Origin of the sequence: Wolbachia endosymbiont (group A) of Melitta haemorrhoidalis, assembly GCF_964273365.1 — a bacterium.
Lineage (GTDB): Bacteria > Pseudomonadota > Alphaproteobacteria > Rickettsiales > Anaplasmataceae > Wolbachia > Wolbachia pipientis.
This window is the reverse complement of record NZ_OZ187004.1, coordinates 691,170-710,034: the sequence shown is the minus strand read 5'-3', so window position 1 is coordinate 710,034 and position 18,865 is coordinate 691,170. Positions and strand designations below refer to the sequence as shown.

The 18,865-nt window shown below is 35.6% G+C and carries 25 protein-coding genes; 12 read left to right on the top strand and 13 right to left on the bottom strand.

The window, feature by feature from the left end:
- Positions 1-9: 9 nt before the first annotated feature.
- The 5 genes from nuoG to def all read right to left on the bottom strand — a co-directional run bounded on the left by nuoG (position 10) and on the right by def (position 4,570).
- Positions 10-2,079, bottom strand: a complete 2,070-nt coding sequence (nuoG, locus tag ACICPZ_RS03675) for an NADH-quinone oxidoreductase subunit NuoG (protein WP_264374138.1) — start codon at positions 2,077-2,079, stop codon at positions 10-12.
- Positions 2,064-2,276 (bottom strand): hypothetical protein, encoded by a 213-nt coding sequence (locus ACICPZ_RS03670; RefSeq protein WP_006279675.1) that lies wholly within the window; start codon positions 2,274-2,276, stop codon positions 2,064-2,066. The genes nuoG and ACICPZ_RS03670 overlap by 16 nt, the downstream gene beginning before the upstream one ends.
- Positions 2,277-2,342: 66 nt before the next feature.
- Complete coding sequence (locus tag ACICPZ_RS03665; RefSeq protein WP_038250894.1) at positions 2,343-2,549, bottom strand: hypothetical protein; 207 nt, start codon at positions 2,547-2,549, stop codon at positions 2,343-2,345.
- Between the two features lie 670 nt (positions 2,550-3,219).
- Entirely contained in the window at positions 3,220-4,041 is an 822-nt protein-coding gene (locus ACICPZ_RS03660; protein ID WP_264373897.1) for a uracil-DNA glycosylase family protein, read from the bottom strand.
- Positions 4,031-4,570, bottom strand: coding sequence for a peptide deformylase (gene def, locus ACICPZ_RS03655; RefSeq protein ID WP_010962405.1), 540 nt, complete (start codon positions 4,568-4,570; stop codon positions 4,031-4,033). Before def ends, ACICPZ_RS03660 begins: the two co-directional genes overlap by 11 nt.
- A gap of 138 nt (positions 4,571-4,708) precedes the next feature.
- Here def and ftsA point away from each other — a divergent pair, with 138 nt between their 5' ends.
- Together ftsA and map are read left to right on the top strand one after the other, a co-directional pair.
- On the top strand, positions 4,709-5,947 hold the full coding sequence (gene ftsA / locus ACICPZ_RS03650) for a cell division protein FtsA (RefSeq protein ID WP_264373898.1): 1,239 nt from the start codon (positions 4,709-4,711) through the stop codon (positions 5,945-5,947).
- A 132-nt stretch (positions 5,948-6,079) separates the two neighbouring features.
- Positions 6,080-6,862, top strand: coding sequence for a type I methionyl aminopeptidase (map, locus tag ACICPZ_RS03645; RefSeq protein ID WP_095742848.1), 783 nt, complete (start codon positions 6,080-6,082; stop codon positions 6,860-6,862).
- 27 nt (positions 6,863-6,889) lie between these two features.
- Here the strand turns inward: map and ACICPZ_RS03640 are convergent, their stop codons facing one another.
- Complete coding sequence (locus ACICPZ_RS03640; protein ID WP_264373899.1) at positions 6,890-8,137, bottom strand: MFS transporter; 1,248 nt, start codon at positions 8,135-8,137, stop codon at positions 6,890-6,892.
- Positions 8,138-8,355: 218 nt separating this feature from the next.
- Between ACICPZ_RS03640 and rsmH the strand changes: the two genes are divergently transcribed.
- Together rsmH and ACICPZ_RS03630 are read left to right on the top strand one after the other, a co-directional pair.
- A complete protein-coding gene (gene rsmH, locus ACICPZ_RS03635; protein ID WP_006279684.1) occupies positions 8,356-9,300 on the top strand; it encodes a 16S rRNA (cytosine(1402)-N(4))-methyltransferase RsmH in 945 nt (314 codons plus the stop codon).
- Positions 9,297-9,608, top strand: coding sequence for a hypothetical protein (locus tag ACICPZ_RS03630; RefSeq protein WP_007548286.1), 312 nt, complete (start codon positions 9,297-9,299; stop codon positions 9,606-9,608). Before rsmH ends, ACICPZ_RS03630 begins: the two co-directional genes overlap by 4 nt.
- Before the next feature lie 301 nt (positions 9,609-9,909).
- Here ACICPZ_RS03630 and ACICPZ_RS03625 read toward each other — a convergent pair whose 3' ends face one another.
- On the bottom strand, positions 9,910-10,209 hold the full coding sequence (locus ACICPZ_RS03625; RefSeq protein WP_010962411.1) for an NADH dehydrogenase ubiquinone Fe-S protein 4: 300 nt from the start codon (positions 10,207-10,209) through the stop codon (positions 9,910-9,912).
- 145 nt (positions 10,210-10,354) lie between these two features.
- Here ACICPZ_RS03625 and ACICPZ_RS03620 point away from each other — a divergent pair, with 145 nt between their 5' ends.
- A complete protein-coding gene (locus tag ACICPZ_RS03620; protein WP_010962412.1) occupies positions 10,355-10,966 on the top strand; it encodes a 50S ribosomal protein L25/general stress protein Ctc in 612 nt (203 codons plus the stop codon).
- Complete coding sequence (gene pth, locus ACICPZ_RS03615; protein ID WP_065094970.1) at positions 10,966-11,514, top strand: aminoacyl-tRNA hydrolase; 549 nt, start codon at positions 10,966-10,968, stop codon at positions 11,512-11,514. Before ACICPZ_RS03620 ends, pth begins: the two co-directional genes overlap by 1 nt.
- Before the next feature lie 2 nt (positions 11,515-11,516).
- On the opposite strand, the gene ACICPZ_RS03610 is transcribed toward pth, so the two are convergent.
- The 3 genes from ACICPZ_RS03610 to ACICPZ_RS03600 form a co-directional block, all read right to left on the bottom strand.
- Entirely contained in the window at positions 11,517-12,479 is a 963-nt protein-coding gene (locus ACICPZ_RS03610; protein WP_006279689.1) for an IS481-like element ISWpi4 family transposase, read from the bottom strand.
- Between the two features lie 444 nt (positions 12,480-12,923).
- The gene (gene ubiH, locus ACICPZ_RS03605; RefSeq protein ID WP_209473195.1) at positions 12,924-14,072 is read right to left on the bottom strand and encodes a 2-octaprenyl-6-methoxyphenyl hydroxylase; all 1,149 of its coding nucleotides are present in this window, start codon (positions 14,070-14,072) and stop codon (positions 12,924-12,926) included.
- A 131-nt stretch (positions 14,073-14,203) separates the two neighbouring features.
- Positions 14,204-14,371 carry a hypothetical protein gene (locus ACICPZ_RS03600; RefSeq protein ID WP_174516144.1) on the bottom strand — a complete coding sequence of 56 codons (168 nt, stop codon included), beginning with the start codon at positions 14,369-14,371 and terminating at the stop codon, positions 14,204-14,206.
- A 34-nt stretch (positions 14,372-14,405) separates the two neighbouring features.
- Here ACICPZ_RS03600 and ACICPZ_RS03595 point away from each other — a divergent pair, with 34 nt between their 5' ends.
- Together ACICPZ_RS03595 and ACICPZ_RS03590 are read left to right on the top strand one after the other, a co-directional pair.
- Positions 14,406-14,927 (top strand): transposase, encoded by a 522-nt coding sequence (locus tag ACICPZ_RS03595; RefSeq protein ID WP_264374136.1) that lies wholly within the window; start codon positions 14,406-14,408, stop codon positions 14,925-14,927.
- 19 nt (positions 14,928-14,946) lie between these two features.
- Complete coding sequence (locus ACICPZ_RS03590) at positions 14,947-15,354, top strand: transposase (RefSeq protein ID WP_264329790.1); 408 nt, start codon at positions 14,947-14,949, stop codon at positions 15,352-15,354.
- Positions 15,355-15,553: 199 nt separating this feature from the next.
- On the opposite strand, the gene ACICPZ_RS03585 is transcribed toward ACICPZ_RS03590, so the two are convergent.
- From ACICPZ_RS03585 to ACICPZ_RS03575, 3 genes are read right to left on the bottom strand one after another with little or no spacing between them, the layout of a single operon-like run.
- Complete coding sequence (locus ACICPZ_RS03585; protein ID WP_007548295.1) at positions 15,554-16,558, bottom strand: Mrp/NBP35 family ATP-binding protein; 1,005 nt, start codon at positions 16,556-16,558, stop codon at positions 15,554-15,556.
- 7 nt (positions 16,559-16,565) lie between these two features.
- The gene (locus ACICPZ_RS03580) at positions 16,566-16,964 is read right to left on the bottom strand and encodes a hypothetical protein (protein ID WP_264373791.1); all 399 of its coding nucleotides are present in this window, start codon (positions 16,962-16,964) and stop codon (positions 16,566-16,568) included.
- Positions 16,961-17,284: an HNH endonuclease gene (locus tag ACICPZ_RS03575; RefSeq protein WP_022626216.1), complete on the bottom strand. Its 324-nt coding sequence runs from the start codon at positions 17,282-17,284 to the stop codon at positions 16,961-16,963. The genes ACICPZ_RS03580 and ACICPZ_RS03575 overlap by 4 nt, the downstream gene beginning before the upstream one ends.
- 154 nt (positions 17,285-17,438) lie before the next feature.
- On the opposite strand from ACICPZ_RS03575, the gene ACICPZ_RS03570 reads away from it, so the two are divergent.
- Genes ACICPZ_RS03570 through ACICPZ_RS03555 form a run of 4 tightly spaced genes read left to right on the top strand, consistent with a single transcriptional unit; the run spans position 17,439 to position 18,473 of the window.
- Positions 17,439-17,732 carry a transposase gene (locus ACICPZ_RS03570; protein WP_010082069.1) on the top strand — a complete coding sequence of 98 codons (294 nt, stop codon included), beginning with the start codon at positions 17,439-17,441 and terminating at the stop codon, positions 17,730-17,732.
- Entirely contained in the window at positions 17,717-18,151 is a 435-nt protein-coding gene (locus ACICPZ_RS03565; RefSeq protein ID WP_144078574.1) for an IS3 family transposase, read from the top strand. The genes ACICPZ_RS03570 and ACICPZ_RS03565 overlap by 16 nt, the downstream gene beginning before the upstream one ends.
- A 3-nt stretch (positions 18,152-18,154) precedes the next feature.
- Complete coding sequence (locus ACICPZ_RS03560; RefSeq protein ID WP_010082071.1) at positions 18,155-18,316, top strand: DDE-type integrase/transposase/recombinase; 162 nt, start codon at positions 18,155-18,157, stop codon at positions 18,314-18,316.
- Positions 18,309-18,473, top strand: coding sequence for an IS3 family transposase (locus ACICPZ_RS03555; RefSeq protein ID WP_010082072.1), 165 nt, complete (start codon positions 18,309-18,311; stop codon positions 18,471-18,473). Before ACICPZ_RS03560 ends, ACICPZ_RS03555 begins: the two co-directional genes overlap by 8 nt.
- Positions 18,474-18,865: the final 392 nt, after the last annotated feature.

Below are 18,865 nucleotides of genomic sequence, written 5' to 3'. Positions count from 1 at the left end.
AATAAAACATTAACTAGCGTTATCATAAAAAGCCTTAGTACAATCCGCCATTATTTTTGAAGCGCGACTTATTGAATCCGTCATATAAAAATTACACTCCTTTAAAGTAAAAGGTGTATTACTTAAGCTTATTTCACCACTGCTGATTGGTACCCATGTATTTTTTATCACTTGATCAGCATTTCTAAACTGTGGACCGATAGTATCTAATTTTTTTCTCACGTCAAATAAACTATCATATGGTAAGGAGAGATCCAAATATTGCGAGAGATTTTTAATAATTAACCAGTCCTCCTTTGCTTCACCTGGAGGAAATACAGCTAAATTTGTTCTTTGCACTCGACCTTCAGTGTTTACATAAGTTGCATATTTTTCTGTATATGCAGCACCAGGCAAGATAACATCTGCCACATGTGCACCCTTATCACCGTGATGACCTTGATAAATTACAAATGTGTTTTCTAACTTTGATGTGTCAATTTCATCTGCACCAAGAAGATAAACCACTTCTATTTCACCACTTTCTGCATGTTCCAATATTTGATTAATATCCCTTTCGCCTTTTTTAGGAACAAACCCAATATCTAGCCCACCAACTCTTGCTGCAGCTTTATGCAGCACATTAAAGCCATTCCAGTCATCTCTGACCATGTTAAATTTTTCTGCAATTTTGCCAACTAGAATTAGAATTGATTCAGAATCATCTCTTATTAATGCATCTTGACCAATGATCAGCATAGGGTTTTGAGCAGCCACCAGCAGCTCACAGAATTTATGACTTCCATTTGCTATTTCACTCAAAATATCAGGATTATCGCCCAATTTCTCGACATAATATAAATATTCAATGTTAGGACCAACACTTGCAATAGGAAAGTTGCCCTGTAAATATCTCTTTCTCAATCTTACGTTAATGATCGGTGCTTCTATCCTTGGATTTGTATTTATAAGCAGGCATAAATCTGCATTTTCTATACCTTCAATAGTGGTATTGAACACATACGATCCACGATTACTTGGTATAAGCTTTGCACCATCTTGCCTGCAGTCTATATTCCCCGAGCCAAGCTTCTGCATCACTTCTTTGAGTAGAAGCATAGACTCACAATCTGCTAAATCACCTGCAATTGCAGCTATTTTATTTGATTTTGTATTCTTTAATTTCTTTGCAGCAACAGTTAATGCCTCATTCCAATCAACTGGGGCTAATTTACCATCTTTTTTTATATAAGGTCGATCAAGACGCTGAACTTTTAGTCCATCATAGGCAAAGCGGGTTTTATCTGATATCCATTCTTCATTTATTTCTTCGCTCAGCCTTGGCAATATTCGCATAACTTCCGGGCCACGATAATCAACTCTAATGCTACTTCCCACAGCATCTAGCACATCTATAGTCTCACAATGTGATAGCTCCCATGGACGCGCTGTAAAGGAGTAAGGCTTTGAAGTTAAAGCCCCTACCGGGCAGAGATCTATGATATTTCCAGATAATTCAGAACTAATATGCCTTTTTATGTAAGTGCTAATCTCTACATTTTCTCCCCTTCCGATTCCTCCAAGTTCATTTGTACCTGCAACATCGGACAAAAATCTAACACACCGAGTGCAATGAATGCATCGATTCATCGCGGTCTCAATCAGTGGTCCGAAGTGTTTTTTTGGCACAGCCCTCTTATGCTCATCAAGTCTGCTGGTTCCTTTCCCATAAGCCATCGTGATATCTTGCAAATCGCATTCACCACCCTGATCGCAAATTGGGCAATCAAGCGGGTGGTTAATTAGCAAAAACTCAAGCACACCTTCACGTGCTTTTTTAACCTTAGGGGTATCAGTGTGAATAACCATCCCTTCTGCAACTGGTATTGCACAAGAGGCTACTGGTTTTGGAGGTCCACCCTCCACTTCAACCAAACACATTCTGCAATTACCAGCAATTGCTAAACGCTCATGATAACAAAAACGTGGAATTTCAACGCCCACAACTTCACAAGCTTGAATTATAGTGAGCCCATGCTCTACTTCACATTTCTTAGAATTAATAGTAACTTTAACCACAACTATTATACAGCTTCCCACTTTATAGGATTGCCGCTTACCTCATCTTCAACCAGATTGCCGTTGTCATATTGAGCAGACATATAATTCATGCGCGAATCACGATCTATATATCTAACAGGTTTTACCGGTTTATCTTTATACATTTTTTGCTCAGCTTTCTTACGCTGAGTAGGGTTATTTTTACTAGCTGTCTTTGCTTTCCCACCTGCTGCCATATAAACTCCTAAAAACTTTTCATTCTATTTTAACACTTAAGTATATAGCGTCAATATTTAATAACTTTAAAATTTCAATAGATCTCTTATTATAATCATTTTACAATCATTGTTTAAATAAAAAGTTACCCCTTGATGCCATTCCAGCGCATGACGCACAGCTGTACGAACATTGCAATTTGCAGGCAATTTGCGTGGCAGATTCAAGTAGCTGACACTGGTTTCCATCCAAAACAGCAGTAGCCCTTTTGGTGTCATTTCAGTGCTTGACACTGAAATCCAGGATTTTGATTGGATACTGAGTTGGTAAGCATAAAAGTATAGCTAACGCGAGCTCTACGTCATACCGCGATTTATTCGCGGTATCTCAAAGCATAGATCCCGCTAACAAGCAGCGGGATGACGATTGTCGTTTAGCTATAAATATTTAAGAAATTTACCAAATAAAAAAAAAGGCAAAAGAAGCCCTGGGGTTATTATCTGCTTTAAAATATTGGCGTTTTTTATGTTTTAAACGCTTGACAAGCAAGATTTAGCTGCTTTTAATTGCAACTAACCTACGCTGCAAATGTTTAAGAAATTTACTAAGCAGAAAAAAAGACAAAGAATCCCCGAGTTAGCTAGTCTTTTACTATCTCTGTCGAGTATTGGCATTTTTTGATGTCTTGTAACGCTTTATAAGCGCGTTCAGCTTATTTAGATAAAAATCTAGATGTAGATGAAGTTTTGTAAAGACATACAGTATCTATATACTGCAAAAAATTGAACATAAGACGCCGATACATTAAGTAATCCTTACCTTTTAATCTGCAGATTGGCGAAAGCAAATACAATAGCTTCAATTTTATGATAAGGGGGCTGGCGGAGTTTGTCAAGGAAGTTTTTTCGTTTCTAACGATTGTTAACATGCTGCAAAAAACTATGCAAGAGGTCTACCACTTTATTAGGTATTTGTGCAGTTATTGGTGTTATCAAGATACTCCCTAATCTTCTTCAAGTCCTCCCAGGCTAAACGTTTTTGTGCCGGTTGGCGAAGTAGGTAAGCTGGATGAAATATAGCGGCTGTGGTGATTGAATTGGACAAATATTGGTTAGTGTACGTATGAAATCTACCACGCAAATTCGATATAGTTTTTGTGCTGTCAAGAAGGCTATAACATGCGATTCCCCCGACCAAAATTAAAATTTGTGGTGAAACTAGTGCAACGTGTTTTTCGACAAATGGTCTGCACATATCAAGCTCTAGGTCGGTTGGCTTTCTATTGCCAGGTGGACGCCAAAATACAGTATTGCTTATGTATACCTTAGTGCGATCAAGATTGATTGCATTTAACATTTTATCGAGCAACATTCCACTTGCACCACAAAATGGTATGCCTTGAAGGTCTTCATTTGCTCCTGGAGCTTCACCAACGAGCATAACTTTTGCGTTTGGATTACCATCGGAAAAGACAGTATTAGTTGCAGTTTTTTTTATCTCACAACCTTCAAATGATTCAACTGCACTTCTTAATTCATCCACACTACCACATTTACCTGCAAGTTTCCTTGCTTCAATTATCCAATCACTTGGAAACATGTCTTTTCCATCTTTAGTGTCACCCCAGCGCGTATCTGCATCTTTCTTCTGGGTCCCAGTTTGGATAACAGAGGGTTGTACACTCTCTTTGCTCTCCAATTTTTTTTCCTCTTCACCCTCCATTAGTGTGCAATCAACGCCCACTTCATGGTAAAATTTTAATAATTCTAGGTCTTTATTGCTCATAATGCTTTTTAACCTTTTGTGCTTTTTTCATGGCCATATCATACTTTAATTTAGATAAATGTCTAATATATAATATGCCGTTTAAGTGATCTAATTCATGCTGAATACACCTTGCAAGCCAACCACTAGCTTTTAGTGTTTGTTCTTCATTATCTAAGTCTTTATATTTCACAGTTAGATACTTTGGACGCTTAATTTCATGACTTTGCTCTGGAATTGAAAGGCATCCTTCCTTGAGAATTACTTGTTCATCGGATAATTCTGTAATCTCAGGATTAATCATGTAAAATTTGCCAGTTGAGCCATATCCTGCTGGCTCATTTTCAATCGTTTCTAGCTGAATATCCATAACAAAAATTCTCTTTAACACTCCAACTTGCACTGCAGCAAGGCCAAGACCTTCTGCATCATACATAGTTTCGAACATGTCGTTTACTAATTCTTTAATTTTATCGTTTATATCTGTTACTTCACTGGCACGTGTGATTAGTCTTTCATCAGGGGCAATTACAATTGGTAATATGGACATAAAAATTATAATTCTATGTTTTGCTTTTCCTTTTGTCCAGAATTTAGTGTATATTAAAATGTTGCTATATCTATAATAGAAATATAAATTATTAAAGGAAGCTACAATTTAAATGAAATTGCGTAATAAGGTTAACTAATGTACTCTGCAGTAATAGCAAAACCAAAGAGAAACGTTTTTGCTGTTTTAGACATAGGTACAACAAAGATTATTTGTCTAATCGTTAAAATAAATGGCAACTTCAGCTATAAAGTAACAGGAACGGGCTATAAGATTGCAGAAGGTGTAAACGGTGGGTCGATAACTAATGTAAAACACGCAAATTACTCCATCTCATCAACTATAGGTTTAGCTGAGCAAGTATCAGAAGAAACCATAGATCAGATATATGTGAACATTGCTGGATGTGGCATCTCATCTTTCAATGTACATAATGAAATTATTGCAGCTAACCATGAGATTTCTGAGCGTGATATAAGACGTGTAGTTTTTCAAACATTTGAGAAATATATTGAAGACAATGTTATCATTCACAATATACCACTAAAATATCACTTAGATGACATGACTGACATAAAAGAAGTTGGTGGATTGTACGGAAAAAGACTATCTGCTGATGTTAATGTTGTCACTGCTTCGCGTCCAGCGCTTACCAATATTGAAAACTGTATTACCAATAATGGTGGATTAAATATGGCAGGTTGTATTGCTTCTGCATATTCTGCAGGTCTTGCCTGTCTGAGTGGAGATGAAAAAGAGCTCGGGACTGCTATTGTTGATATAGGCGGTGGATGCACTGCAATTGGAATTTTCAAAAGAGGGAAACTTGTGTATGCAAGCAGCGTTCCAATTGGTGGTGTTCATATCACTCGAGATATTGCTTACGGGCTATGCACAAGCATAGAACGTGCAGAGTATATAAAAATACTGTATGGTAGCACTATCGTAACTTCAATAGATGAGAACGAATATATTACAGTGCAAAATAGTGAAAATGATGAACCTACTCAAGTATTCAAATCTGAGCTTATTAACATCATAAGACCAAGAGTTGAAGAAATACTTGAAATGGTAAGAGAGCAATTTCAAGAGCAGAAAGATCCAATTAATAAAGTAGTGATCACAGGTGGAACTAGTCAACTCACAAGCATGAAGGAAATTGCAGGCTATATATTCAATAAGCAAGTTCGAATTGGGTGCCCTGAGTCTTGTAGCGGTCTTGATGGCGAATATGATAAAAATCCTGTATTTTCTGCTGCTATAGGTTCTATAAAGCTAATAGTTGACACTTTTTATAAAAATAACTCTGGTATTTTAGGTCAGGATGGTAAAATGAGTAAATTGTATAATTGGGTTAAATCAAAAGTTACAGTCTAGATTTCTGTTTTACCACCTTTCATACAAATGACTTGACACTAGGATCCATAGGACTTATTTTTATAATATGTAAAATTATTATGTTTATGTACTTGCGAGTAAGCGTACCAATTACAATAAGACATGGAAAATATGAACATAACTATACACTCACAAGAAGATTTTGAATTTATGCGCAAGGCTGGCAGGCTTGCTGCTGAAACTCTTGATTTCATTGCACCGTACGTAAAGGTAGGGGTGACAACTAATGAATTAAATGATCTATGCCATGACTTTATAATTAATGCAGGTGCAATTCCAGCACCACTAAATTATAGGGGGTATCCAAAATCAATCTGCACCTCAAAAAATGCCGTTGTGTGCCATGGTGTTCCTGATGATACACCGCTTAAAGATGGGGATATTTTGAATATTGACGTTACGGTGATTTTAAATGGCTGGCATGGTGATACAAGTCGCATGTTTTGGGTTGGCAAGCCATCAATAAAAGCAAAACGTTTATGTGACGCTACTTATAATGCGTTGATGGAAGCAATCAAACAAGTTAAGCCCGGCAATAAGTTAAATGAAATAGGGCTTGCTATAGAGAAATATATTAGAGATTTTGGATATTCTATCGTACGCAGCTACTGCGGACATGGTATAGGAAAAGTCTTTCATGCTCCACCAAATGTAGTGCATTTCTATGATCAAGATGAAGATCTTGTCTTAAAGGAAGGTATGTTTTTTACAATAGAGCCAATGATTAATGCTGGAAAACATGAGACTCTGCTCAGTAAACTCGATGACTGGACAGTAACAACACGCGATCTTTCACTTTCTGCTCAATTTGAGCATACACTTGGAGTAACAAAAGATGGTGCTGAAATATTCACATTATCACCTAAGAATTGGCATTTCCCACCTTATAATTAGATTTTTTTAAATTCTGCTATACTGCAACTATACTTGGTTTACTTTGGGTAATTTTGAAGAAAGCTCACCCTTAATTTGCGATATAGCAACTAGCCCAATTAATGCACAGAAAATCATGTAAAAACTAGCTGAAGTCTCTTGTCCTGTAACCTTGATAATTGTTGTGCATATAAATGGTGCAAGGCCGCCAAAAAATCCAGCAGCTATATTTCTTGATAAACCAAATCCACTGTACCGAACCTTTGTTGGAAATAATTCGCACATAAGTGCACTGACAGGACCAAGCGATGCAGCTATTGGAATTATAAAAAGAATGTGTGCCAGCAAGTAATTGCCACTACATAACATTGAAAAAACTGGATAACTCACTATTACAAAAGCTATAAATGCAAATTTCATAACTTTTTCTCTTCCTACCTTATCAGAAAGTATTGCAAACAATATTGCCAATCCTCCGAGCGCAATTTGACTCAGTATTTCCACTATATGATTAAAATGAGTATTTACTGTTAATATTTTATTCGTAAGCACATTGAAAAATACCAAATATATATAGAGAGACGCATTTTCAACCAAGTCAATACCTATTGATATTAGAACAGGCTTTTTGTAATTGTTTAATAACTCTTTTAGTGGCAATTTAGACGGATTTTTTTGTCTTTTATACTCTGGGCTTTCATCAAGTATATATCTCATATATATGCTAATTAATCCCATTGCTAAACTGAAAATGAAAGGTAATCTCCACCCCCAAGATTCAAAATCAGATACTTTTTTGCATATGAGTACCGCTATCAGGCTTAATACTGAACCAAAAATTGCGCTTAATACTTCAATGCTGCCAAAAAATCCTTTTTTGTTTTTAGGAGCATGTTCTATTAAAAATGGTGCATTTCCTGCTTCTCCTCCAAGGGATATACCCTGCAATAGCCTTAAACAAACTACCAGAATTGATGCTAGTATTCCAATGCTTTGATAACCTGGAACAAAAGCAATTAATACGGTTGATAAAGTCATTAATATAATCGAGAGCAATAAGGCAACTCTTCTGCCATGTTTATCACCAATGTGACCAAATATAGCAGCACCGACTGGTCTCATTAAGAAACCCACTGCAAACACTCCAAAAGCCTTCAATACGCTGGTTAGTTGATCATCCGATGGAAAAAACACACCACCTATTATGTTGATTAAGTGGCCAAAAAGCATGTGGTCATACCACAATAAAGTGTTACAAATCAAACTTGAAAATATTACTTTTGTTATTTGCTGCATAATTTCCCTATAGCCTGTTTGATCTTATATATAAAAAAAAATGTGAACGTTATGTGAATATTATATTAACAATATTAAACCTTAATTTTAATATTATTGCTCATATATTCCGATAAGATACCATATTTTGGCAAGAAAATCTATGTACATAAATAAAATTGATGTGAAGAGTAGAGTAGAGTAGGATATCTACACCAACTGTACTTAAATTTTTTGATATGACACACACTCCAGTTTTGTTAAAAGAGATGCTATCACTACTATCACCGCAGGATGGTGGCATATACGTGGACGCCACATTTGGAGCTGGAGGGTATAGCAAAGCAATATTGGAGTCAGCTGATTGCAAAGTATATGCAATTGATAGAGATGAAACGGTAACTAAGTTTTATGATGATTTAAGCGTTAGATATCCAGATAGAATAAAACTATTCATTGAGAAGTTTAGTAATATTAAAAGTATACTAAGCAGCGTTGAGCCATCTCCTGTCATCCCAGTACTTGATACTGGAAAAAATAACTGGTCACGCGCTGGAATGACATCAAACGGGGTGGATGGAGTGGTCTTTGACATCGGAGTTTCATCTATGCAGCTTGATAACGGAGATAGAGGGTTCTCATTTTTACATGATGGTCCACTCGATATGAGCATGGATAACTCTTCTTATATAAACGCTTCAACGTTTGTTAACGCTTTACGCGAAGAAGAAATCGCAAATACTATATATAACTACGGAGGCGAACGTCATTCTCGCAAAATTGCAAGAGCAATAATAAATGCACGGAAGAAGAAAACTATCAAAACTACATTTGAGCTTGCGGATATTGTACGTTCCGTGGTATTTCGTGGAAAAAGCAAAATTGATCCTGCAACCAGAACATTTCAGGCAATCAGAATATGGGTAAACGATGAGCTGGGAGAACTTGAAAAGGGTATTAAAGCTGCATCTGAGATTTTAAGTGAGAATGGCAAATTAATTGTCGTCACCTTTCATTCCTTAGAAGATCGTATAGTCAAAACTTTTTTTAAAGATTTATGTGCTACTGATTGCAAGACATTCTCTCTGCTAAATAAAAAAGTGATCGAAGCAAGTATAGAAGAAGTAAGTGCAAATCCGCGTTCACGCTCAGCAAAACTAAGAGCTATACAGAGGTTGTCGTGAGAACTTTCTGCATCATCTCAATAGTTATGTTTTTTCTTAGCATTGTAGGACTATTTAAGGTAAAATTACATGTTCAGTCGTTAAATAGAGAGCTAATAAAAATAAAAAGTGAAATTAATTTAGTACAAAGTGATATAAAAGTTTTACAAGCAGAGTGGAGCTATTTAAATAATCCAAAAAGACTTGCAAGCCTTGTAAAGAAATACCTGAAAAATAACTCTTTAATACTGGCTAGCCAGGTTAAAAATCTTGACTCTTTAAATGGCCGCAGTGTGTTAGCACAACTTAAAATCCATGATCAACAGTGAGATTAAGTCTTATTTTTTACAGATGAGCACATCACAATAAAACTTACTTTGTATCCGTTCAGGATAGCGGCAAGGTAGTATAACCATAGAGTAAAAGTGAGTTTACAACAAATGGTGTCATCCCAGTGCTTGACACTGGGATCCAGCCTTTCCATAATCATCAAAAACATTGTATTTTAACGTAAAACAGCTATTTTTATGCTTACCAACTTAATAAAATTCCTGGATCCCAGTGTCTGGGCACTGGGATGACAAAGGAGAGCAGTGTCAGCTACTTGCATAACACCATTTGTTGTGCAACTTACTTTAGTATGAAATTGCTTGCGTAAGATTTTGGCAGCCTCTTAACATTTTTTGGCATTTCAATTATGTATTTAACGTTGCGTTTTTTTGCGTAGAATACTGCTTTTTCAAGAGAATCAAACTTTAATACAATCTGTTTTTTTGGATCTTTTGAGCCAACCCACCCCATCAAAGGTTCAATGTAGTAAGAGCCAGATTCAATTTTTAGGTGCCAGAAATTTGTATTACCTAAACCAGATTGTGTTGCAGTTCTTGTTGGTTTATAAATCCTAAAAACTACTTTATCGTCAATGCCCATAGTTCTTGTTAAATAAGCTTAAATATATATCTAAATAAATCCTTTCACAAACAATTAGTATGAAAGAATGAAGTTTGAAATAAATATTTTTATGTTATATTATTATTAAATTATATTAAAAGGATTAGCTGAATAGGAGTAACCGATGACGCAACAGGAAATAGTAACAATTAATGCAGAGTTACGTGATATAACAAAAACAAAAGCGATGCATTCTCTAAGGAAGAAAGGAAACATCCCTGGAATCATATATGGAAAGGGCCATGATAATGTAAATTTGACATTGTCTGCAAAGGAATTCACAAAGCAATATAAGTCAGGCTCTCTTTCTGCACATTTGATAGAGCTGAATATTTCGGGCAAAAAGGAATATGCTCTTGTTCGCGATATCCAATTGCATGTAGTAAAGGATACTGTGCAACATGTTGATTTTCAGTTTGTTGATAAAGGCAGTGAAATTAAAATAGACATACCTCTATCATTTGTGAATGAAAGTAAAGCTCCAGGAATCAAATTAGGTGGAGTGCTTAATGTTTTGTGTCGTTCTATTGCTGTTAAATGCTCTCCTGATAAAATACCTCAGGTTATTGAAGTTGATTTATCCGGTAAAATGATTGGCCAGTCTATACATATTAATGATGTAAAATTACCAGAAGGTGTTAAGTTTGTAGCTCATGAAGAAGAAAATTTTACCATTGTTACAATTTCTGCTGCCGATAGTGACGTTGAAGAACCTCAAGCAGAAACAGAGGAATAGTGCACCTGATAGTTGGGCTTGGTAACCCTGGTGGTCAATATGAGTTAACTTATCATAATATCGGCTTCATCGTAGTTGATACAATTTGCAAATATTGGAATTTCCAGTCGTTCTCTAAAAAAGCCGATTATCTAATAACCTCTGGCATAATTAATGATAATAAAATCATGTTAATAAAGCCTTATTCATTTATGAATAATTCAGGCATCCCTGTTGCAAAAATACGAAATTTTTACAAATTATCGCTAGATAATATTGTTGTCATACACGATGACGCTGATTTGGAACTTGGAAGAATAAAAATAAAGAAAGGTGGTAGCTCTGCTGGACATAATGGACTTAAATCCATAGATAGTTTTATTGGCAACGATTATTGGCGCTTGAGATTTGGAGTGGGTAGACCTGAAGATCAAAGAAGCTTAGCAGATTATGTGTTATCAAAATTTTCAAATTTTGATAATGTTACTCCCTTAGTGGAAAAAATAGCAAAAAATATACACTTAATGCTGCAAGGAGATAATACAGCTTTTATCAATTTGATTGTATAATATTACGAAACACAGGAAGTGTATGGTCCCAGAGTGTGATGGTGTGGATTTAGTATGAACAATTCAGGAGATTTTGTCCACTGTAAAGATATAAACTCAAAAGGTGTAAGACCCTTAAGAGTTTTGAGTCTTTTAGCATAATTGTAGGCCATAACAAAGTCATAAAGATGCTCTTTGAGTTGCTGGTGAGACTGATAGTAATACTTCTTAACAGTGGCATTCTTTAAAGTTTTGTTCATACGCTCAACTTGCCCATTTGTCCAAGGATGGCTAACTTTTGTTAGACGGTGTTCAATGTCATTTTCTTCACAAGCTCTATCAAATATATGTTGAAAAGCGTATTTATGGCGTTTTTGGTTGGTAAATTGTACACTGTTATCTGTCAAAATAGTGTGGATTTTATATGGTAAAATTTTAATCAAATTACGTAGAAACTCAGCAGCTATAGGTTTTGTAGCACTTTTATGCAACTCAACATACGTAAATTTGGATGTTCTATCTATTGCAACAAACAAATATAACTTTCCTTCTTCTGTTCTAACTTCTGCAATATCAATATGGAAATAGCCTATAGGATATTGTTTGAATTTCTTTTTTGGTTTAACTTCGCCATCAACATCTGGTAGTCTGCTAATGCTGTGCCTCTGTAAGCAACGATGTAGACTAGAGCGAGTCAAGTGTGGGATTGAGGTTTGCAAAGCGTAGAGACAATCATCTAATGGCAATAGAGTATGCTTACGAAATGCAACAATTACAGCCTCCTCTTCTAAAGTTAAAACAGTTGATCTTGCATGCTTCGGACCCATATCAGCGTCTTTGGCAAAAGACCGTTTTCTCCATTTAATGATAGTTTTTGGATTAAGGTTATAGTACCTGGAGAGTTTTGCTATGCTCTCTTTACTATTTTGTATTGCTCTACGAATTGTCTCTGTTGTTTTGGCGCACCCATGTAATATTTGTCCCATAATTCCTCCTTTGATGGTATTGTTTTCTCATATTTTATCATACCATCACACTCTGGGACCATACATCCCCCCCCTCCCCCCCCTAATTCCTATATCAAACCTTTCTTTACTAGATTATATAGTCAATATAAAAAGCCATATAAAATTGCTTCCACTGCTGCCATGAGGAAATTGCTTATTCTTGCTAACTCTTTAGTCAGAGATGACAGGGTTTTTACTGAGGAATATAACTCTCTGTCTGTTTCTATCTAAGAGCCAGTATAGCTGTGGATAAGCACGTTTATACAGATAAAAGTACTTATCCACAGCTACATCAATTTTTCTATTGACTTTTAACACAACTGCTGAACAGATACATTCGTCATCCCGCTACGTGTTAGCGGCCAAGATACCGCGGCGGTATGCCGTGGGAAACCTGACTTGCATTAGCTATAAAATAGTGATTTATATAAATCCCATAGCATGCCGAATGAAGCGTTTTTTGAGGAAATTTGAATTTTCAACTGCAATCAAGCCAAGATTTCTTAGTGCTTTAGCGCAGAATATTCTGTTGGAAAACATCCTATTTAATCCATCAGTTGCAAGCGCCATTGTAAAATTATCAAAGTATCTGTTACGTGAAATTTTCTTTAATAAATAACTACTGCCAACATCAATACCAGATGCTTTTGCGGCAACTACGTGCTTTATAATACTTTCTACATCTCTAATTCCAAGATTAAGCCCTTGACCTGCAACTGGATGAATTGAATGTGCTGCATCGCCGATAAGCAAAACTCTACCCTTATATAACTTTTTTGCGAAAACAAAACTTAAAGGATAAAGTTTTCTTTCACCCTCTAGTTTTATCTTTCCTAAATAAGAACCAAATCTTTTTTTAAGCTCTATAATAAATTCTTCTTCAGACAGATCCATTAGCATTTTTGAAATTCCAGATTTTTCTGTCCAAACTATCGAAGAAGTATAGCCATCCTTTATCGGTAGAATTGCAAATGGACCGCCAGGAAAAAAACGCTCTACAGCTAAGTTTTGGTGATGCAGTTCATGCTTTACATTAAATACTATGCTACTTTGTTTATAATCAAATTTCGCTGTCGGTATAGAAAATAACTCTGGTAGTTTAGAGTTCTTGCCTTCAGCGCAGATAAGTAGCGATGATATTAATTCCTGGTTATTATCAAGAATAACTTCCACATATCCTGAATCACAAGCAATTGTTTTATAGGAATGTGGAGAGTATATATTTAGTTTATTCAAAAAATTATTGTTGATTGCATTCCATATAGTGGCATTGTTAATAACATAACCCATTGGTTCTTCACCAACCATTTTATGATTGTAATGCACAGTAACCGCATCTAATATGCATATATCAAGTATTGGCTCAGCTTCGCTTTCTATAAACTGCCAAATCCCTAATTTTTCCAATATTTTTTTCGAACCTTGAGAAATAGCAAATGCTCGGTTGTCATCTACTACACGTGGTAGACTATTTTTTTCAATCACAGCTACAGACACAGAGTCACAACTGAGGCCAATGGCAGTAATAAGACCAAGTAACCCACCACCTGAAATGATTACATCATAATTCATTTTATTTACGCTAATTGTAAAATTATATTTTATCTGTTTTGAAAATAGTTTAAACAAACTTTATATATAAATTAAATTTTTTAGATCCCAGTGTCAGCTACTTGGATGACATCTAAAGACACTCCACCTTGTCATTCCAGCACGTAACGAACAACTGTACGAACATTTTGCGAAGGCAGTGTGTTAAATGCTATGGCCGGTTTTGCCTCAAACATAAAGGTGTCATCCCAGTGCTTGACACTGGGATGGCTTTGTTGCATAGCAACTGAAAAAATCTGGTGGCTACTGACAAAATTCATTATAAAATAGCCATTTAACCTTGAAAGAAAAAATATGCCACAAAAAATGAGGGTCAGTAACCATAGCGAATATAACAAATTTCTAGAAAAAAGAGGAAATATTTTTCATTATATCAACGAAGCCATAGAAAAGTGGTACGAGAATGGTCCAAAAATACCAGGTGGCAACAATATTTATAGCGATAAAATTGTAATTTTGGTGCACATAATAACTTGTTTATTTAGAATAGGCCTGAGGCAAACAGTTGGGTTTATAGCAGGATACCTTGAGCAAATTGGGAAAAATTTGCAAGTTATCAGCTATTCACAATCATCAAGAAGGTTTAAGAAACTCAATATTAAGATCAATGATTGCAGAATTGATAAAAATAATATGGAAGATATCGAAATTGCTATAGACAGTACAGGAATTAGTATATACAACAACACTCCTGGTCATAGCAAAGAAAATAGCGAAGATAGAAAGTATCGCAGCTATGAACAGACAAGAAAATTGCATGTAATGTTGAATACAAACAGCAAAAAAGCCATAGCTGTAAAATACAGTAACGGCTGATCACTATGGAGCTTGTGATTTGCTAAAAGAAGTCGATTTTCAGTATGTCATAAAAGTACTATATGCAGATAGGGCATATGACAGAGAAAAGCTCTATAAGCTGTGTAATCAATATGGTATAAAAACGAAAATTCCTCCGAAAAACAACGCAGCAGAGCATCCAAAGTTAGACTATATGGCTGAGAGAAATTCTGCAGTCAAGCTCATAAAGTCATATGATGAAGATAGTATAAAGAAGTGGAAAAAAGAGATGAGTTATGGAAAAAGATCTTATATAGAAAGTTTTTTCTCGCGACTGAAACAAACATTCGGGTTTAGTTTTAGGAATAAATCTGAGACAAATAGAGAGAAGGAACTACTTGTTAAATACTATTTGCTCAATAAGTTCACTGATATTGGTATGGCTAAATTTGAGATAGCTTCATAAATTTATTGTGCGTTACCTACTATCCGAAGAGCGATGCAACAAAGCCCACTGGGATCCATTCTTCTTTTTTTCTGGATTCCAGCGTCACGCGCTGGAATGACAAAAGCTGCTAATTTTTCATGTAAATAATGGTTATGCAAGCAGTCTATTTTGTAACTAACAAAAGAGGACTTTGATTCGCATGTTTCTCACGCTTATTCTATTGTTTAACTATACTTTGAGCAATGTCTTCATAAATCTCTGCCAAATCCTCACTTAACATTAAAGGATTTCCGCAATCAGAAGCATGGCATATTTGTGGATCTAGAGGAACTCTGCCTAGAAGTTTGATGCCCAGCTCCTCAGACATTTTTTTTGCACCGTCTTTTCCAAATATGTATATTTTTGAGCCGCTTTGAATGAAATAACTCATATTTTCTACAATGCCAATAACCGGTACGCTGAGCTTTGTAAACATATCATAAATTTTGCGAGCATCGATTAAAGAGAGCTCCTGTGGAGTTGAAACTATTATCGCCCCAGTTAAGTTAAAATTTTCCATAAGACTTAAATGCACATCGCCAGTTCCAGGTGGTGTATCAATTATCAAATACTCTATATCGGACCATTTTGTTCCCATTAGCAGACTATAAAGTGCTTTTGTAATCATAGGTCCGCGCCATATTGCTGCACGATCTTTATCGATAAAATAGCCAATTGAAATAGTATGCAGTCCATACTTTTCTATAGGCATTGCTTTACTATCCTGTATTTCTGGCTTTAATTTTTCAGCGCCAAGCATTTTAGGAATTGAAGGACCATATATATCTGCATCAACCAGCGCAACTTTGTGTTTTAACTTTGCTAATGAGAGAGCAAGATTTAGCGCAACTGTGGACTTGCCCACACCGCCTTTACCAGAGGCCACAACGATTATATTTTTCACTCCTTCGATATGTAATTTAGCTTTTTGTTGCCCAGTTTGTTTTTGACAAGTAGCAACCACGGTCACTTTTGTCACCCCCGGTATAGCTTTAACAGCTTGCTCACAATTTCTTCTTAATTCTTCATTTGCTTGCGTGTTACCGGCAACTTCAAGCACAAAACCAACATCTTGACCTTTAATAATAATTGAGGATATTATGCCAAGAGCGATCACATCTTTACCGCTTTTTTGCTCTATGACTTTTTTTAAGTTCTCTCTTACAATTTTTTCGTTGATCATTAGCCTTTTAGGTGATTTCTTCCTGAAGTCGTTTAATCTCAGCTTGAGGAAGGCCGGTTGTCTGAGAGATAATATCAATAGAGATGTCAGCCTTAAGTAGGTTTTTTGCTACTTCAATCTTTCCCTCATCAAGTTTTTTAGCGAGGATGCCTTCTTCTTTCCGCAGATCCATTATTCTTTCTTCATATGCTACTAAATCTTTTTCATTCCAGCTAAACCTGTCTAATTCATCGTAGGCTAACTTTATTATTGGTGCTTTTTCTGCTATTTTCCTTAAGTCTTCTTCCGTAGTTTCATCTGCATATTGTTGTCTAAGTGAAGAAGGTCGCCCCTCCTCACTCGACTTCAAAACCGTACGTGAGACTTTGCGCCTCATACGGCTTCTCTCCAATTTGAAGCTTTTCATGCACACCTCCTGTGTAATTCATCGTGACAATGTCCATGTAACAAAGATAAGTTTTTGATCATGTTGTTTCGTCTATTCCGGTCTTTGTGATGTATTTCTATTGTATCATCACTTTTAAACCATAGTCTACAATTATCACATTTACTTTGTTGTAACTTCAATAGTTTTATTACTCTTAATGGCTTATCTGGTATTTTTCTCAGACGTTTACCCCAATAAACCCAATCACCATCATATGGAGATCTGGTTTTTTGCACTTTGATATGTCGTTTAATAACATGATCGCTGTGTATAATAAAATGTATCTTGTTACTTGTCATAAAACGCCAGTTATCGTTATTATACTTTTTAAAGTATTTTCTTTTTATCCAGCATTTCCCTTTGTTTGGGTGCCTAAAGACTGACCTTACCCAGAAAAAGTGGAGAGAAAGAAAAGAGTTTTTTTGGGTAAAATAAAATTTTGGAGGATTAGAAATGGTAAGAGAATATACGGCAGAATTCAAATTGGAAGCTGTTAAACTGGCAAATGAACAAAGAAAGGCAGGTCAAACAATTACAAAAATAGCAAGAGATTTAGGAATAAAGGGTGGTTTATTAGGAAAATGGATAAAGAAACACAACGAAAAAAAGTCGGCGGCAAATGCATTTCCAGATGTAGCACCTTATGACAAAGAGAGGTTTGATTTACAAAGCAAGAGTAACAAGGGAAAGAGACATTTAAAAAAAAGCCCTGGCCAGTCAAAAAGAGTAAAATATTTTTTTATATAGTAACTGCTATAAAGTACAGGAATTATGTAGGATTTTCTGCTAGTGGCTACTATAAGTGGACCACAAGAAAAATAAGCAGTAGAGAATCAGCAAATAAAGAGCTACTCGAAGCTATTCAAAAAATATATCAAGTTTCTAAATGTAGATATGGAGCTCCTAAAATTCATGCTGAATTGAAGGCTTTGGGTAAAAGTTGCAATTTGAAAACGGTGCAAAGTATTATGCAGAAAAATGACATCAGGGCTATACTGAGAAGAAAGTTTAAAATTAAAAAACAACAAACAGATAATAGAGCTGTAGCTCCCAATATACTAGATCAAAACTTTATTGTTGATCAACCAAATAAAGTATGGGATTACTTACATCAAAACCAAGGAGGGATGGCTATATTTGGCAGCAATAATTCTCACGTATGGTAGTTAATGAGTAGTGCAATAAATAAACAATTGGTTATGAACTCTTTATTAATGGCCATTAATAGGCGTAAACCTGTTAAAAATCTACTGCTGCACAGTGACCAAGGTTCACAATATACTGCGCAAGGGTATCAATATCTCTTAGCTGTAAAGAATATAGATGAGTAATAAAGGCTGTTGTTACGACAATTCTGTTGCAGAAAGCTTCTTTAGCTCATTGAAAAGAGAAATACTTATTGATACTTCACAACACTCTGCTCAACAAACTAGAACTGCAATATTTGAATACATAGAAATTTTTTATAACAAACAACGTCACTATTAACTATTGCATTCCAGAACAATTTGATGCATCATTCTTTTTGTAAAAAACATTCCACACTTTCTCTCTACTTTTTCTGGGTAAGGTCAATTTTCATTGCACCCTATATTGTCCATTCCATTAGCTTTACTACGCTCGTTACCTCACGCAGCATAATGGTCTGTTCTAGGCTGTTGGCTAGACTTTGCCTAAGTTGGATTTTCACCAACTGTATTCTAAACGCTTACTTGGCGCACCCATAACAAAAATGCCTGAAAAACGTTAATAATTATATACTATTATTAATAATTATTCAACCATATTTTAAGCTTACAATTTTGAGCTTAACTGACGCTTATGGATAGGGGCAACTCTATCACCCTGTGTTATGTTTATTTTCTAACGGACGCTGATTT

Excerpts from the sequence above, each read along its gene's own strand:
- ACICPZ_RS03670 (WP_006279675.1), bottom strand. The coding sequence starts at position 2,276 with ATGGCAGCAGGTGGGAAAGCAAAGACAGCTAGTAAAAATAACCCTACT.
- ACICPZ_RS03660 (WP_264373897.1), bottom strand. The coding sequence starts at position 4,041 with ATGAGCAATAAAGACCTAGAATTATTAAAATTTTACCATGAAGTGGGC.
- def (WP_010962405.1), bottom strand. The coding sequence starts at position 4,570 with ATGTCCATATTACCAATTGTAATTGCCCCTGATGAAAGACTAATCACA.
- ftsA (WP_264373898.1), top strand. The coding sequence starts at position 4,709 with ATGTACTCTGCAGTAATAGCAAAACCAAAGAGAAACGTTTTTGCTGTT.
- map (WP_095742848.1), top strand. The coding sequence starts at position 6,080 with ATGAACATAACTATACACTCACAAGAAGATTTTGAATTTATGCGCAAG.
- ACICPZ_RS03640 (WP_264373899.1), bottom strand. The coding sequence starts at position 8,137 with ATGCAGCAAATAACAAAAGTAATATTTTCAAGTTTGATTTGTAACACT.
- rsmH (WP_006279684.1), top strand. The coding sequence starts at position 8,356 with ATGACACACACTCCAGTTTTGTTAAAAGAGATGCTATCACTACTATCA.
- ACICPZ_RS03625 (WP_010962411.1), bottom strand. The coding sequence starts at position 10,209 with ATGGGCATTGACGATAAAGTAGTTTTTAGGATTTATAAACCAACAAGA.
- ACICPZ_RS03620 (WP_010962412.1), top strand. The coding sequence starts at position 10,355 with ATGACGCAACAGGAAATAGTAACAATTAATGCAGAGTTACGTGATATA.
- ACICPZ_RS03610 (WP_006279689.1), bottom strand. The coding sequence starts at position 12,479 with ATGGGACAAATATTACATGGGTGCGCCAAAACAACAGAGACAATTCGT.
- ubiH (WP_209473195.1), bottom strand. The coding sequence starts at position 14,072 with ATGAATTATGATGTAATCATTTCAGGTGGTGGGTTACTTGGTCTTATT.
- ACICPZ_RS03600 (WP_174516144.1), bottom strand. The coding sequence starts at position 14,371 with ATGAATTTTGTCAGTAGCCACCAGATTTTTTCAGTTGCTATGCAACAA.
- ACICPZ_RS03595 (WP_264374136.1), top strand. The coding sequence starts at position 14,406 with ATGCCACAAAAAATGAGGGTCAGTAACCATAGCGAATATAACAAATTT.
- ACICPZ_RS03585 (WP_007548295.1), bottom strand. The coding sequence starts at position 16,558 with ATGATCAACGAAAAAATTGTAAGAGAGAACTTAAAAAAAGTCATAGAG.
- ACICPZ_RS03580 (WP_264373791.1), bottom strand. The coding sequence starts at position 16,964 with ATGAAAAGCTTCAAATTGGAGAGAAGCCGTATGAGGCGCAAAGTCTCA.
- ACICPZ_RS03575 (WP_022626216.1), bottom strand. The coding sequence starts at position 17,284 with ATGACAAGTAACAAGATACATTTTATTATACACAGCGATCATGTTATT.
- ACICPZ_RS03570 (WP_010082069.1), top strand. The coding sequence starts at position 17,439 with ATGGTAAGAGAATATACGGCAGAATTCAAATTGGAAGCTGTTAAACTG.
- ACICPZ_RS03560 (WP_010082071.1), top strand. The coding sequence starts at position 18,155 with ATGAGTAGTGCAATAAATAAACAATTGGTTATGAACTCTTTATTAATG.
- ACICPZ_RS03555 (WP_010082072.1), top strand. The coding sequence starts at position 18,309 with ATGAGTAATAAAGGCTGTTGTTACGACAATTCTGTTGCAGAAAGCTTC.